The following is a 14,253-nucleotide window of genomic DNA, read 5'->3' as shown; positions in this document are numbered from 1 at the left end:
CTTCACCCTCACCGGCCGGCCTCCTGGCCGACGGGCATGCATACAAACGGGCCCTGCGCGATTGGCAGGGCCCGGGGGCATTACTCTTCGTCCACCACGTTCTGGTAGCCTTCGGCATCCAGCAGGTTGGCGAGCTCGCCCGCGTCATCCAGCTTGATGCGGAACAGCCAGCCGGCACCGTAGGGGTCGGAGTTGACCAGCTCGGGGCTGCCTTCCAGCTCTTCGTTGACGGCCAGGATCTCGCCGCTCACCGGGCTGTAGATGTCAGAGGCAGCCTTGACCGACTCGGCCACGGCGCAGTCATCACCGGCACCGACCTGCTTGCCCACTTCCGGCAGATCGACGAACACCATGTCACCCAGCAGCTCCTGGGCGTGCTCGGTGATACCGACCACGGCCTCGCCGTTGGCTTCGACACGGATCCACTCGTGGGAGGTGGCATATTTCAGTTCGCTCGGGATATGGCTCATTTGTGCTTCCTTTATTCACTTGGATCACTTGTCCCCGGCGCGTTCGACAGGCGTTACCGGGGCAAGGGGGTCTGGCGAAGGGTAGCCCCTTCGCCGCAATGGGGTCGTTACACCAGCTTCTGGCCGTTGCGCACGAAAGCCGGCTTGGTCACTTTCACGGTGACCAGCTTCTTGCGGATCTCCACCGAGGCCTGCTCGCCGATATCACGGGGCACCCGCGCCAGGGCAATACTGTAGCCCAGAGTGGGCGAGAAAGAGCCGGAGGTGATCACACCTTCCCGCTCTTCTCCACCGGCGGTGGTGAAAGTGACCGGCATGCCGCTGCGCAGCACGCCCTTCTCTTCCATCACCAGGCCCACCAGTTTGGGCTGGCTGCCGGCGGCTTTCTGGGCTTCCAGCGCGGCGCGGCCGATGAACTGGCGATCGCTCGGTTCCCAGGCGATGGTCCAGGCCATGTTGGCGGCCAGCGGAGAGACGGTTTCGTCCATGTCCTGGCCGTAGAGGTTCATGCCAGCCTCGAGGCGCAGGGTGTCACGGGCACCCAAGCCACAGGGGGCCACGCCGTTGTCCAGCAGCGCCTGCCACAGATCGCACGCCTGCTCTTGCGGCACCACGATCTCGTAGCCGTCTTCACCTGTGTAGCCGGTGGTGGCGATGAAGAGCTCGCCCGCCTGCACGCCGAAGAAGGGCTTCATGCCTTCCACTGCGGCATTTTGTTCGGCGCTGAACACCTTGGCCGCCTTGGCCTTGGCGTTGGGCCCCTGCACAGCGATCATGGCGAGCTCTGGGCGCTCGGTCACGGTCACCCCGAAGTCCTGGGCGTGGTGGCGGATCCAGGCCAGATCCTTCTCGCGGGTGGCGGAGTTGACCACCAGGCGGTAGAAGGTCTCGCCAAGGTAATAGGTGATGAGGTCGTCGATGACGCCGCCTTCCGGAGTCAGCATGCCGCTGTAGAGGGCCTTGCCAAAGAGGGTGAGCTTGGCCACGTCGTTGGCCAGCAGGTGTTGCAGGAAGGCTTTGACCCGCTCGCCGGTCAAATCGACGATGGTCATGTGGGAGACGTCGAACATGCCGGCATCGGTGCGCACCTGATGGTGCTCTTCCAGCTGTGAGCCGTAGTTGATGGGCATTTCCCAACCGTGAAAGTCCACCATCTTGGCGCCGGCTTCCAGGTGCTTGGGATGCAGTACTGTAGTCTGGATCATCGCTGTGTTTCCTTAAGCGTTCGCGACAACACTCACGATCCGCCCCGCCCGGCCGCCCTCCGGCGGTTCACCGGGGTCGCAGCAAGAGCAGAGAGTGCCTGAGTCTGTGCTCGTTCCGGCCCGCAAGGCCGGAGTGATTCCTTGAACGCAGCGGATTATATGCCAAGCGGACGCGCATGCCGCTCAAAAAAAACTAATCCACCGCCAGTCAACAGACTCCAGACACTAAGGTAAAAACAGTGATAAAAACAGACCAAACTCGGTAATGACGATATTAAATTTCGATTTTTACCGTTTCGTCACAATTTGGAGAAAAACGTTTCGCCGTCCGCCCAGATTAAAGGCTGATGCCCAAACCGGGTCATCAGCCTCCTCACATTAGTTTTGTTGTGAAAACACCCGAGTATTATTAGATTTTTTCACCCTTGGCCAGCGCGGGCAGCTCCCCCTCCAGCCCCATGGCGGCCCGGATCACCCTCTTACTTCGGCCGGGTCGGCAAATTGTTCCCCTTGGCCAAGGCCGGCAACTCACCCTCTAACCCCATGGCGGCCCGGATCACGCTTTGCTTGAGCGGCGTCAGCAGATCGAAGGCGCACAGCCCGGCCCCACGCACCAGCTTCTTGAGCGGGTTGCTGCCGGCAAACAGCCGCTTGAGCCCCTCCATCGCCGCCAGCATGCTGGCTGCCTCGCTCTTGCGCCAGCGCTCGTAGCCGCGCAGATTGGCGAGCAGACCGATATCCTTGCCCGCCGCCTGATTGCGCAGGATCTGCTCGGCCAGGGCGGCGGCGTCCAGCAGCCCCAGGTTGACCCCCTGCCCCGCCAGCGGGTGTATGGTGTGGGCGGCATCCCCTACCAACACCAGCCGCTCGCGAGCAAAGTCGCGGGCATAGCGGGCGGTGAGCGGGATGGCGCTGCGCGCCCCTTCCACCTGGCACAGGCCGAGGCGGCCGTCGAACGCGGTGGTGAGCTGGCGGTTGAACTGCTCGTCATCGCACTGACAGAGTGCCTCGGCACGAGCGGCCGGCAGCGACCAGACGATGGAGCAGAGATCCGGTTGCCACAGGGGCAGGAAGGCGAGCGGCCCCTCGGGGGTGAAGATCTGACGCGCCACCGCCTCGTGGGGCTCGGCACAACGTACCGTCGCCACCAGGGCGTGATGGCCGTAATCCCAGCTGGTGAGCGGAATGTCGGCCTGCCGACGGACCCAGGAGTGGGCGCCATCGGCCGCCACCACCAGTTTGGCCGACAGCGCGCGGCCATCTTCCAGCAGCAGCAGGGAGCCTGCCTCACCGCTTTGCAGGCTGCTCGCCCGGGCCGGGCTCAGCAGCTGGATGTTGTTGGCCCCTTTACTGTCATCGAGAATCGCCTCCAGCAGCGCCAGCTGGATGACCCGGTTCTCGACGATGTGGCCGAGCTCGGGCTGACGCAGGCTGGCGGCATCGAAGGCGATCCGGCCAAAGCTGTCCTGCTCCCACACCTCCATCTGCACGTAGGGCTGCAGGCGGCGGGCCTCAATGCCGCGCCAGGCGCCCACCTGCTGCAGGATGCGCTGGCTGGCCAGACTCAGGGCGCTGACCCGGTTGTCCGGCGCCTCGTCAAGCACGGGGTCAGGCAACTGGCCCTCGACTACGGCCACCTTGAGCGCACTCCCCTTGAGCGCAGCGGCGAGCCCCAGGCCCACCATGCCGCCCCCCACAATCACCACATCCACGTTTTGCATCTGCATCGTTTTATATCCTTTCAGGGCTGATCGCCGGGATCAGCGAGGGGGCGCCCGCAGGCAGACCCCTTCAATACGCAAGCTGTGACCCGTATCAGGGGCGGCACAGGTCGGCAACAAAGCCCAGGGTGCGGGAGGCCAGCGGCGCCTTGAGGCAGTCCAGCCGCCCCATCAGGGAGAGCGCCAGGTTGCGGCCCGCCACCAGCGGGTCGTGATCATTGGAGAAGAGCTGGGCCAGCGAGGAGGTAAGCCAGACCGTCTGCGCCTGATCCCCCTTGCGCTGCTGCCAGTAACCGTTTAGCACCTTGAAGCTGCCGATATCCTCCCCCGCCGCCAGGGCCTGACCGACGGCGCGGGTGAGCAGGTCCAGATCGCGCATGCCGAGGTTGAAGCCCTGGCCGGCGATGGGGTGCAGCAGATGGGCGGCGTTGCCCACCAGCACGGTGCGCTGGGCCAGCGGGTAGTCAGCCACCGTCAGCACCAGCGGATAGACGTGGCGCTGGCCGGTTTGCAGGAAGCGACCGAGGCGCCAGCCGAAAGCCTGCTGCAGGCGGGCCAGAAAGGCGGCGTCATCGAGCGCCATCAAGGCCGGCGCCTCAGCCCGCGCCACGCTCCAGACCAGGGAGGAGAGCCCCCCCTGCATCGGCAGCAGCGCCAGCGGCCCCCCTTGGGTGAAACGCTCGAATGCCTGACCGGCCGGATCCTCGGCCGTCTTGACGGTGGCGATGATGGCGCTCTGGCCGTAGTCGTGACGGCTCACCGCCAGCTTGCACTGCTGGCGCACGAAGGAGTTGCCGCCATCGGCCGCCACCAGCAGACGGGTCTGATAACGCTCGCCGTCCGCCAGGGTCAGGTTCACCCCCTCCGTCAGCGGCTCCACCCGTTCGAGCTGAGCCGGGCACAGCATGCGGATCTGCGGGCAGGCGGCGATCGCCTGTTGCAACTCGATGCCCGCCGCCGACAGCTCGATCACCTGGCCGAGGGCAGACAGGCCATACTCGGCAGCCGTCAATCCGGCCTGGCCGAAGTGGCCCCGATCCGACACATGAATGCGGGTGATGGGGCTGCAATGGGGGGCAAAGCGGGGCCAGAGCCCGTGCCGGGCCAGCGCCTCGCAAGTGCCGGCGGAGAGCGCGATGGCGCGGGCATCGAAGCCGGGGTGTGCATTGAGCTCGGGGGCGCTCGCCTCCAGCAGCAGGATCTGCAGGGGCTTGGGCCCTGGCAGGGCCGCGAGGGAGAGCGCCAGCACGGCGCCGCTCATTCCACCACCGACGATGGCCACATCGACGTGGTTCAGATCAGATTGAGACATGAGATCAGGGGAAAAGCTGAAAACGTGGGGTCATGCTAACACAAAGCGTGGGGTCGGGATGCGAAGCCACGGGCAAAAAAGCGCAGTCCCTGTCGTTACTTGCCTCATCACGGCCAGCCGGCGCGGGCAACATCCAGATGTAAAAAGAGCGCCACCAGGCGCTCTTTTTCAAGCTTGCTCGACTCAGTGCAGGGTCGGCGGGGTGCTCGGAGCATCCGGCCGCTTGCCAAACTCTTCAAACGCCATCATGACCCCGAGGCGCACGTGTTCGTAGAGCACCAGGAAGGAGGCTTCGTTCTCTTCATCTTCCTGATCGAACTCGGCGGAGACCTGGGTGATGCTGGCGATGTCCTGGATCATCTCCTGCAGCTCTTCGGAGGCCTTGGAGAGCTCTTGCTGCACCACGCCGAAACCGGCCAGAAAGGCCTGGGACCAGTCCACCAGCGAATCGATGCGCTCGTCGAGGGGCGCTTCGTCGCTTGGCAGCAGCAGCTCGACCCCTTTCTGGGCCATCAGGCTCTCGATCACCTCATGATAGAGATCGGTCATCACCTGGCGCACCGGGGCCGGCAGACCGAAACCGTCGTTGACCAGATCGTTGAAATGGGGCAGCCAGCTCTTGTCGTCCAGAGCCACACCACCGCACACCAGACCGCAGATCACGCCATGGGCCTCTACAGCCGTTGCCATCAGCTCGTGCTGTTCCATCAGGTCGGCCACGGCCGCGTATTTCAGGGGGTTCGTTTTGCTCATCGAAGATCCGCTCAAAGTTCAGGCAAATATGCAGAATTAATGGTCAGGATCCTAGCATTCTCCCCCTTCCAGAGCCAGCAAGGCCTTGAAACTTCTGCATCTGCGCTATATAGTCCCGCCCAGTTGTCCACGTGGATAAAGGCGGAATGACACTCCGCCGTATTGAGGAAGGCATGAGCACAGAGGCCGTAGAAATCGTCATTTTGGGACGTCCCTACAAGGTATCCTGTCCCCTGGGACAGCAGGATGCCCTGCGCCAGGCCGCCGACCAGCTGACTGATAAACTCATCGAGCTGCGTCAACGCTCCAAGGTCTCCAGCAATGAACAGCTGGCGGTGATGGCAGCACTCAATTTCTGCCATGAGCTCTGTCTTGAAAAAGACAAGAATCACCAATACTCTGAGACCATGGACAAGCGGATCAAGATGCTGCAACGCACCATCGAAGCGGCCTTGATCGAGCACGGACAATATGGCGAATCCAGCGACGAAGGCGTACAACCCTAACTCGCAACGTTTTTGAAATTCCCTGGGGTGTTTGTCAGCCGGTTCAAGTCCCCGAGCCGATATTCATACCAAACAGGGGATCTGCCTTCTGGCTATTGCGCATGCTCGGCACGACCGAGAAGCCTGCGGTCAGATCCGATCCCCGCCTTGAACCGACGGTTCAAGGGCCCAAACCGGCAACGGCATCTCCGGGGTACCAACAGCAAGAAGCCCGTCACCAGCGTGACGGGCTTTTTCTTTGCCTGCGCGGCAGTCCCTTCCCCGTTTCAGTCATCCGGCATATCAGCCCCCCATCGGCGGCCCATAAAAAACCCGCCAACTCGGGCGGGTTTTTTCACATCATCCGGCTCACACGGCCATCTGCTCGTGGGGCGAACCGTGGTGGCGCAACCAGAGGAAGCTCAGCGCCACGATCAGCACCATCAGTGTCATGATGGCGCCCAGGGTCACCTGCCCCTCCATCGGGAAGCAGGCCGCCAGCAGGGTCACGATGCCGGCCCCCAGGTTCTGCATGCCGCCGAGGATGGCACCGGCGGTGCCCGCCTGGCCCGGGAAGGGCTCGATGGCGCAGGAGGTGGCGGTCGGATAGAGGATACCGCTACCGATGAAGTAGACGGCAGCCCCACCCACCAGGGAAGCGGCACTCACTATCCCGAACAGACCGGGCAGCAGGATGATGAGTGACCCCAGCGCCAGGAAGGCGATGCCAAGGCGCATCAGCTTGCCCTGGCTCAGGCGAAAACTCAGCTTGGCAGAGAGCCAGGCACCGAACAGATAGCCGGGCAGCGGCAGCACGAACAGCACGCTGACGGTACGGGCACTCAGCTTGAGCACGTCGCCCAGCAGCACGCCGGCGGCCGCTTCAAAGACCGCCAGACCGGCGAAGGTCGCCATCAGGCAGAGCAGGTTGCCCTGAAAACGCGGGTTGCCGAGTACGTGGCGATAGGCGGCACCGACTCGCAGCGGCTGCTGACGGGCCTCCTCCGGCAAGGTTTCGACGAACCAGGCCAGTATGGCCAGGGTCGCCACGGCGCCAAAGCCGAACAGGAACCAGTAGCCCGCACGCCAGTTGAACAACTCGGTCAGCCAGCCACCCAGCACGGGGGCCAGCAGCGGGGAGAAGATCACCCCCATGCTGACCAGGCTGTTGGCGCGGTTGAGCTCGGCGCCAGTGTAGCGGTCGCGCATCAGGGTGCGGCTCATGGCGCCGCCGGCCCCGGTCCCCAGCCCCTGGATGAAGCTGCCCGCCAGCAGCGCCATGAAACTCGGGATCAGCTGGATGGTCAGGGTACCCACCAGAAACACCATCATGCCGATGATGATGATGGGGCGACGGCCGATACGATCCGACAAAGGACCGTAGAGAAACTGGGAGAGGCCGTACGGGATCAGGTAGCAGGCCATCACCGCCTGCAGCTGGCCGGAGGCCACGTTGAAGTCCCCCGCCATCATGGGAATGGAGGGCACGTAGAGGGTCTGGGTCATCTGGCCCACAGCGACCATCAGAATGGTCAGAAAAAACAGCGGATAAAAACTGTGCCGATACATATCTCAGTCCCGAAAAATCATCGAAAAGCTGCCCGCCTCTGGCAGAAAACCGCAGAGGGGATCCAACAAACAGGGTCAATCAAAGGTGAAAACTCAAGGCGGAGAACCCGCACCGGCCGGGAGCAGGACACTCCCATGGCTTGCCGTCATCTTAGTGATTCAGATCACGAAAAACGAACGAATCTTTATAATCAGCTTTCCTTAGTTTTTCTAATGCGACGGGGTTTTAGGCCCCGTCAACGATAAAAATCAACGCGTTACCATCTGCTGGGCCTGCTTGACCAGATCTTCCGGCTTCTCGTTGCGCGGCGGTATGGTGATCCCCTTCTGGCAGGCCGGCTTGTCAGCCATCCGGTCCATCCAGGCTTGCAGATGGGGCAACCCCTCGATGGAGATACCGCTCCAGTCATAGATACGCACCCAGGGCCAGGTGGCGATGTCGGCGATGCTGTACTCGTCGGCCAGATATTCGTGCTGGGCCAGATGGCTGTCGAGCACCTCGAACAGCCGGCGTCCCTCCTTCTGATAGCGTTCGATGGCGGCCGGGATCTTCTCCGGGAAGTAGCGATAGAAGACGTTGGCCTGCCCCATCATGGGCCCGACCCCCCCCATCTGGAACATCAACCACTGAATGGCCTGGGAGCGGCGCTTGGGATCCGCCGGCAGCAGCTTGCCTGCCTTCTCGGCCAGATAGAGAAGAATGGCACCCGACTCGAACACCGCGAAGTCCCCGTTGTCCCGATCGACGATGGCCGGAATGCGGCCGTTGGGGTTGATGGCCAGAAACTCGGGTTTCTTCTGATCCAGCGCCGACAGGTCGAGCGCAATGACACGGTAGGGCAAGCCCAGCTCTTCAAGGGCAATCGCCACCTTGAAGCCGTTCGGGGTGGCGGCGGTATAAAAATCGATCATCATGGACTCCTTGTGATTCACACATTGGCACAGGACGGATAGGGCCTCGCCCATGTCGGCCAGAGAAACGCAGCGGGATGGACAACATGGACATCCCCCGGCCTGAACATGACGAAGCGGCACAATACCGGTCAGTTATGACAAATATTGTGCCGCTTGAACAGCCCGGCGCAGGGAAGGAAGGGGCTAGTTGCACAGCCCCATGGGTTGACGCTGGCGCAGCAGAATGAGGCGGGAAAGCAGCGGGAAGTAGGACTCCAGCTTGTTCAGCAGCACCCGGCTGCAGGCGGGATCGGCAAGTTCAGACTCTTCCAGCACGATGCCGTTGGAGACGAAATAGAAGCGCGGGTCCCGCACATCCGGCCCCTGAATGGTGAGGGTACCGTCTCCCTTGCGCATCAGCAGCGGCAACACCGGCAACCCGAAGGTATCGCTGTTGCGCTGCCAGGCAAACTCGGGCCAGGCCGCATCCCCGTCCAGCAGCAGGATGGCCGCCTCTTCCTTGCTGGGTTGCCAGTGGGATGGCTGGGTAATGGTTAGCTCGTTGAAGTAGTCGCCGTATCCGGTCGAGTTCCGCAAGGCGGCCAGCAAACCCTGGGTGGAGGTTGCCGACGGTTTTTGACTCACTAATGACAAATTCATGATCCACGTCCCTATGCTCAAGGCAGCCTGTTATTCGGCTGCTGCCCATAAGACTAGACCAAAAAGAGCCTATATTGGAGCCGTCAGATCTGGCAGTCGCCAAGGCCGGAGCGATAACGTATAACAGTTGCCATTGTCGAAAAGACTGGTATGATACCGCGTCCTTTTATTCCCCCGTTCTTTAACATCCAGTGGTGAACCTATGCATCCGATGCTGAATATCGCCGTGCGCGCTGCGCGCAACGCCGGTCAAGTAGTAGTAAAAGCCTTTTCTCAACCCGAGAACATCGAGGTTATCCAGAAGGGCAGCAATGACTTCGTGACCAACGTTGACCGTGAAGCCGAAGCGGCCATCATTCACACCATCAAAAAATCTTACCCGGAACACAGCATCGTGGCTGAAGAGTCTGGTGAGATTGCCGGTACCAATCCGGACTACCAATGGATCATTGACCCACTGGATGGCACGACCAACCTGGTCAAAGGCATTCCGCACTTTGCCGTCTCCATCGCCCTGCGCGTCAAGGGCAAGACCGAACAAGCCGTGATCTACGATCCGATCCGTGACGAGCTGTTCACTGCCACCCGTGGCAGCGGCGCCCAGCTGAATGGCTACCGCATCCGTGTCGGCAAGGCCAAAGAGCTGGCCGGCACCATCCTGGCCACCGGTTTCCCGTTCAAGCAGAAGCACCACATCGAGCCGTACCTGAAGATGTTCCAGAGCATGTTCATCGAGTGTGCCGACATCCGTCGTGCCGGCTCCGCCGCGCTGGATCTGGCCTATGTGGCTGCCGGTCGCGTCGACGGTTTCTGGGAAATCGGCCTCAAGCCCTGGGATACCGCTGCCGGTGAGCTGCTGGCCAAAGAGGCTGGCGCTATCGTCACCGACTTCGTCGGTGGTCACAACTACGAGAACTCCGGCAACATCGTGGTGGCCAACCCTCGCGTCCTGAAAGAGATGCTGGGCAAGATCCGCGAAGAGCTGCCGGAATCCCTGGCCAAGTAAGCCAGCACTACCCGCACTCATCAAAACCCGGCTCAGGCCGGGTTTTTTATGACCTTTTCATGACCATCAGCCCATCGACGCTGACAAGCAAATCCCTGCCAATGCGCATTGCCATCGCTCCTCTGCCCCTCATGGCCAGCGCTGTCCCGACTGGCGAGCTCGCTGAACGTCACTGTCGCCTTGTGCGGCGTCAATCCCCGATCCCAGCAGCAGGCCAAGAGTCGTGAACCATCCCTGTGCTCATGCCTTGAAATGACGGACCAACAAAAACAGTCAACCCGGCCGAAGCCGGGTTGACTGTTTGCCTGCAGCAACAGGCCATGACACGGCACCCTGTCTGGTGCCGATACAGCTATTACGCCAGGCGGAAGCGGCCTATGGTCTGACGCAGACCGGCAGCCAGCTGGCTCAGCTCCAGGCAGGCACGGGCGGTATGATCGGCCCCAACAGCGACCTCGTTGGAGGATTCGTTGATCCGCTCCACGTTGCGACCCAGCTCATCGGAGACCGCGTCCTGCTCGCCGCAGGCACTGGCGATCTGAATGGCCATGTCGGCGATCTGGGCGACCGCCTCCTCGATTTGCTGGATGCCGTCGCTGGTCTGCTCGCTTTGCTCCACGCACTGGCGGATCATCTCGCAGCTCTGGCCGGTCACCTCTTTGGCCTGGTTGGAACGGGCCTGCAGGGTTTCGATGATGGCGACGATCTCGCCGGTGGACGCCTGGGTGCGACCCGCCAGGGTACGCACCTCGTCGGCCACCACCGCAAAGCCACGACCCTGCTCGCCGGCTCGAGCCGCCTCGATGGCGGCGTTGAGCGCCAGCAGGTTGGTCTGATCGGCGATGCCGCGGATCACGTCCACTACCACGTTGATCTGGGCGGATTCACGCTCCAGTTCGGTGACCAGGGTACCGGCCTGCTCGATCTCCTCGGCAACCCGGGTGATGGCCATCAGCGAGCTCTGCACATCCTGATTACCGCGGCGTGCTAGGGCATTGGCGGAGCTGGCCGATTCAGACGCCGTCTCGGTGTTGCCTGCCACATCGGCCACGGTGGCCTTCATCTGGGCCATGGCGGTGGCAACCAGCGATATCTCCTGCTGCTGGCTCTGGATCCCCTGTGCCGACTGCTCGGAGACGGCGCTCACCTCTTCGATGGCGGCGCCCAGCTGGGTCACGGCCGCCACAACCTCTTCAATCAGACCGCGCAGGTTGTCCTGCATCTTGAGAGACGCCTTGGCCAGCATGCCCAGCTCGTCACGACCGATGTGCTGGCGATCCAGCTGATGGGTCAGATCGCCGGCGGCGATGGCGTTGGCCTGGGCCACCACGGCCTGCAGCGGCAGGCAGATCTGGCGGGTCAGGAACCAGGTCATGGCCACCATGAACAGCAGCAGGCTGCCGATGCTCACCATGGCAAAACTGGTCACCATGTTGACGCTGTCAAGCAGGCTGCCGCGGTTCTCTTTGACGAAACCGAGGTTCACTTCCACCAGGCCGTTGACCGCCTGCTCCAGCTCGCCATAAATGGGGTTGGACTGGAACAGCTGCACCTTGGCCTGCTCCAGCTGGCCCTGTGCCAGCAGTTGATCCACCAGATTGACCGAGTTCAGGTAGCGTTGCCACGCCTGCTTGGCGCCGTTGAACACCTGACGCTCATGGGCGGCACCGACCGTGGCCTCATAGCCCCGGAAGGCCTGCTCGACTTTCTGGACACTGGCCTGGATCCGGCCGCGACGCGCCTGCAGATCGGTGGCGTCATCCACCATCAGCAGGGCAAACTGGGCGCGGCGCACGTAGGACACGTCGTAGAGCAGGTTCTCGACCGAGAGCACGCTCGGCAGGGTGGAATCGGTAAAATTCAACACGCGATCGCGCACGCCGCGCAGTTCGCTGGAGAGAAAAATACCGAATATCACGTTGACGGCGGCAATGACCGCAAAGACCACGGCAATCTTTTTGCCGATAGACAGATTTTTGTAAAACATGGTGGCTGGTGATCCTCGACTGCTGACAAGCAGGTGCACAGTGGCGATCACATCCGTATGAACTGGTAACCCGGGCTTTCCTGACGGGAGATGGGACGTTGCGAAAGACCAAGGGAAGGGTGGGTTTCGCGAGGGCGGCACTTTACCACAAACCTGCCTACTCCTTCACCAGCTTTCGCCGCAACAAAGCAAGTTGTTTTTCCATACAACCGGATCTTCGTCACAAACTATTCAAGACGACCAAATCATTTCAAATAGTTAGCCGATGAATGCAATCGATGCCCCGGCATGGACAAGTGAGGCCCGGCTCGCTGTAATGCAAGAGTCCCCGGATGGCGCCGCGCCATTCCTGCCGTCAAGCAAGAGAGGTGATCTTCATGGATAACGCGTCAGCCCTGCCCCTTTCCTCTTGGTCAGCCCAGCTGCGCGAGCAGCTGCGGGCACGCCCGGTGATCGCCATCGGCCTGTTCGTTGCTCTGGCGGCCGTCGTGCTGTTGCTGCTGCAAAGCCTGGTGATGCTGGCCGCCGGCGACATCAGCCCTGGCGTCCGCTATGGCCTTATCGGCGGCCTGGCCGGCTTTGCCGCCACCTCACTTGGCGCCCTGCCCGCCCTTTTTCTGCGCTCGGTTCCGCAACGGGTAGAAGACAGCATGCTGGGCTTTGCCGCCGGCATGATGCTGGCAGCCAGCGCCTTCTCCCTGCTGCTGCCGGGGCTCGAGGCGGCAGAGGGGATCACTGGCAACGGCTTTCTCGCCGCCGCCGTGGTGGTGACAGGCATGACCCTCGGGGTACTCCTGATGTTGGGGCTCGATCAATTCACCCCCCATGAACACGACAAGACCGGCCCCTGCGGCCCCGGTCACGAGAGCTGCTCCCGGGTCTGGCTGTTCGTGTTTGCCATCGCCCTGCACAACCTGCCGGAGGGAATGGCCATCGGGGTGAGCTTCTCGCAGGGAGACATGTCGGTGGGCCTGCCGCTCACCACCGCCATCGCGTTGCAGGACATTCCGGAAGGGCTGGCGGTGGCACTCGCCATGTGCGCGGCCGGTTTTCGCCCCGGCATGGCCGTGCTGGTCGCCATCGGCAGCGGCCTGCTCGAACCGCTCGGGGCCCTGCTCGGCGTCGGCCTCTCCAGCGGGATGGCCATCGCCTATCCCATCGGCCTCGGGCTGGCCGCCGGCGCGATGCTGTTCGTGGTCTCCCACGAGGTGATCCCGGAAACGCACCGCAACGGCCACCAGACTCACGCCACCCTGGGCCTGATGGCCGGGTTTGCGCTGATGATGACCCTGGATACGGCACTTGGTTGATAAGGTTCTGATATATGGCGTAATGTTTCAGCACTAGCGCCGCGACATCCGCAGGCAACGTCGCATTTTCCCACACATCGAGGGCCAGCATGACATGACATTCCGGGTGATGGTGCTGGGTTGTCTGCTGGCAGTCACTCAGCGGGCCGTCAACGCCACCGAAATCTATCGCACGGCGGCGCAGCCCGAGTCCGCTCCCAAATACACCCAGATGGCGGATGGCCGCATCGGGGGGCTCTGCGTCGAACTGTTTCGATTGATGGAGCAACAGGAGCCTGCCCTGCGCATCGAGGGGGATCAGCACTTTATCCCCCTCAAGCGGCTGGAAAAACGGGTGCGCTTCGGCCAGCTCGACTTCCTCTGCGGCGTGGGCGACAACCCGGTCCGCCGCAACCACTTCCTCTATCTGCAGCCCCCCATCTTCACCGTACGCTACCACCTGGCGGTGCGCAGCGACGACCCGGTCGATATCCACCACTGGGACGACGTCAGGGCCCTGGGTAATGCGGGGATCATCCTCGTCAATCACGGCAGTGGCGCCATCGAACGGCTGCAGGCCATACAGGGGCTCATCATCGACAGCGGCGGGAGCAGCAGCGCCGCCAACTACGACAAGCTGCTGATGAAGCGCGGACGCTTCGTCTACTACCGCTCACCCGGTATCGAAGCCGATCTGCTGCGCCATCACCTGAGCGACCAGATCCGCATCCTCCCCGTCGCCATGGAGACCATCCCCTTCTACATTCTGTTTTACCAGCGCACCTCCCCTGCCCGGCTGGCCCTGTTTACCAACACCCTGCAACGGTTGGCGGACCGCGGCGAGCTGGCCAGATTGGCCGAGCGCTACCCTTGAGTGGACATTCCCACCCGCCAGCATCGGA

13 protein-coding genes and 1 other RNA gene are annotated in these 14,253 nt (G+C 62.4%); 5 read left to right on the top strand and 9 right to left on the bottom strand.

From position 1 onward, the window contains the following. Nucleotides 1-80: 80 nt before the first annotated feature. The 5 genes from gcvH to BN1143_RS12625 form a co-directional block, all read right to left on the bottom strand. The gene (gene gcvH, locus BN1143_RS12645) at nt 81-470 is read right to left on the bottom strand and encodes a glycine cleavage system protein GcvH (protein ID WP_010634317.1); all 390 of its coding nucleotides are present in this window, start codon (nt 468-470) and stop codon (nt 81-83) included. 107 nt (nt 471-577) lie between these two features. Further along, a complete protein-coding gene (gene gcvT, locus BN1143_RS12640) occupies nt 578-1,675 on the bottom strand; it encodes a glycine cleavage system aminomethyltransferase GcvT (protein WP_017786684.1) in 1,098 nt (365 codons plus the stop codon). A gap of 479 nt (nt 1,676-2,154) precedes the next feature. Further along, nucleotides 2,155-3,402 (bottom strand): FAD-dependent 2-octaprenylphenol hydroxylase, encoded by a 1,248-nt coding sequence (locus tag BN1143_RS12635; protein WP_042050875.1) that lies wholly within the window; start codon nt 3,400-3,402, stop codon nt 2,155-2,157. 88 nt (nt 3,403-3,490) lie between these two features. Next, nucleotides 3,491-4,708, bottom strand: a complete 1,218-nt coding sequence (gene ubiH, locus BN1143_RS12630; RefSeq protein WP_042050874.1) for a 2-octaprenyl-6-methoxyphenyl hydroxylase — start codon at nt 4,706-4,708, stop codon at nt 3,491-3,493. A 183-nt stretch (nt 4,709-4,891) separates the two neighbouring features. Further along, nucleotides 4,892-5,461, bottom strand: coding sequence for a UPF0149 family protein (locus tag BN1143_RS12625; RefSeq protein ID WP_005299696.1), 570 nt, complete (start codon nt 5,459-5,461; stop codon nt 4,892-4,894). A 173-nt stretch (nt 5,462-5,634) separates the two neighbouring features. On the opposite strand from BN1143_RS12625, the gene zapA reads away from it, so the two are divergent. Together zapA and ssrS are read left to right on the top strand one after the other, a co-directional pair. After that, nucleotides 5,635-5,967, top strand: a complete 333-nt coding sequence (gene zapA / locus BN1143_RS12620) for a cell division protein ZapA (RefSeq protein WP_005299694.1) — start codon at nt 5,635-5,637, stop codon at nt 5,965-5,967. A gap of 16 nt (nt 5,968-5,983) precedes the next feature. Next, nucleotides 5,984-6,166: non-coding RNA, 6S RNA (gene ssrS / locus BN1143_RS22005), on the top strand. Nucleotides 6,167-6,315: 149 nt separating this feature from the next. Here the strand turns inward: ssrS and emrD are convergent. The 3 genes from emrD to BN1143_RS12605 all read right to left on the bottom strand — a co-directional run bounded on the left by emrD (nt 6,316) and on the right by BN1143_RS12605 (nt 9,069). Then, nucleotides 6,316-7,515 carry a multidrug efflux MFS transporter EmrD gene (gene emrD, locus BN1143_RS12615; protein ID WP_042050872.1) on the bottom strand — a complete coding sequence of 400 codons (1,200 nt, stop codon included), beginning with the start codon at nt 7,513-7,515 and terminating at the stop codon, nt 6,316-6,318. A 249-nt stretch (nt 7,516-7,764) separates the two neighbouring features. Further along, entirely contained in the window at nt 7,765-8,427 is a 663-nt protein-coding gene (locus BN1143_RS12610) for a glutathione S-transferase family protein (RefSeq protein WP_005299690.1), read from the bottom strand. Between the two features lie 186 nt (nt 8,428-8,613). After that, on the bottom strand, nt 8,614-9,069 hold the full coding sequence (locus BN1143_RS12605) for a hypothetical protein (protein ID WP_042050870.1): 456 nt from the start codon (nt 9,067-9,069) through the stop codon (nt 8,614-8,616). A 202-nt stretch (nt 9,070-9,271) separates the two neighbouring features. Between BN1143_RS12605 and suhB the strand changes: the two genes are divergently transcribed. After that, a complete protein-coding gene (gene suhB / locus BN1143_RS12600) occupies nt 9,272-10,075 on the top strand; it encodes an inositol-1-monophosphatase (RefSeq protein WP_005299686.1) in 804 nt (267 codons plus the stop codon). Between the two features lie 355 nt (nt 10,076-10,430). On the opposite strand, the gene BN1143_RS12595 is transcribed toward suhB, so the two are convergent. Then, the gene (locus tag BN1143_RS12595; protein WP_042050869.1) at nt 10,431-12,062 is read right to left on the bottom strand and encodes a methyl-accepting chemotaxis protein; all 1,632 of its coding nucleotides are present in this window, start codon (nt 12,060-12,062) and stop codon (nt 10,431-10,433) included. A gap of 377 nt (nt 12,063-12,439) precedes the next feature. Here BN1143_RS12595 and BN1143_RS12590 point away from each other — a divergent pair, with 377 nt between their 5' ends. Both BN1143_RS12590 and BN1143_RS12585 read left to right on the top strand, forming a co-directional pair. Continuing rightward, nucleotides 12,440-13,372 (top strand): ZIP family metal transporter, encoded by a 933-nt coding sequence (locus tag BN1143_RS12590; protein WP_042050990.1) that lies wholly within the window; start codon nt 12,440-12,442, stop codon nt 13,370-13,372. Nucleotides 13,373-13,466: 94 nt separating this feature from the next. Beyond that, nucleotides 13,467-14,225, top strand: a complete 759-nt coding sequence (locus BN1143_RS12585; RefSeq protein WP_042050868.1) for a substrate-binding periplasmic protein — start codon at nt 13,467-13,469, stop codon at nt 14,223-14,225. Nucleotides 14,226-14,253 lie beyond the last annotated feature (28 nt).

The organism is Aeromonas dhakensis (genome assembly GCF_000820305.1).
Taxonomy (GTDB): domain Bacteria; phylum Pseudomonadota; class Gammaproteobacteria; order Enterobacterales; family Aeromonadaceae; genus Aeromonas; species Aeromonas dhakensis.
Note: the sequence above shows the minus strand (reverse complement) of the source record. Positions and strands in the feature narration are given on the sequence as shown.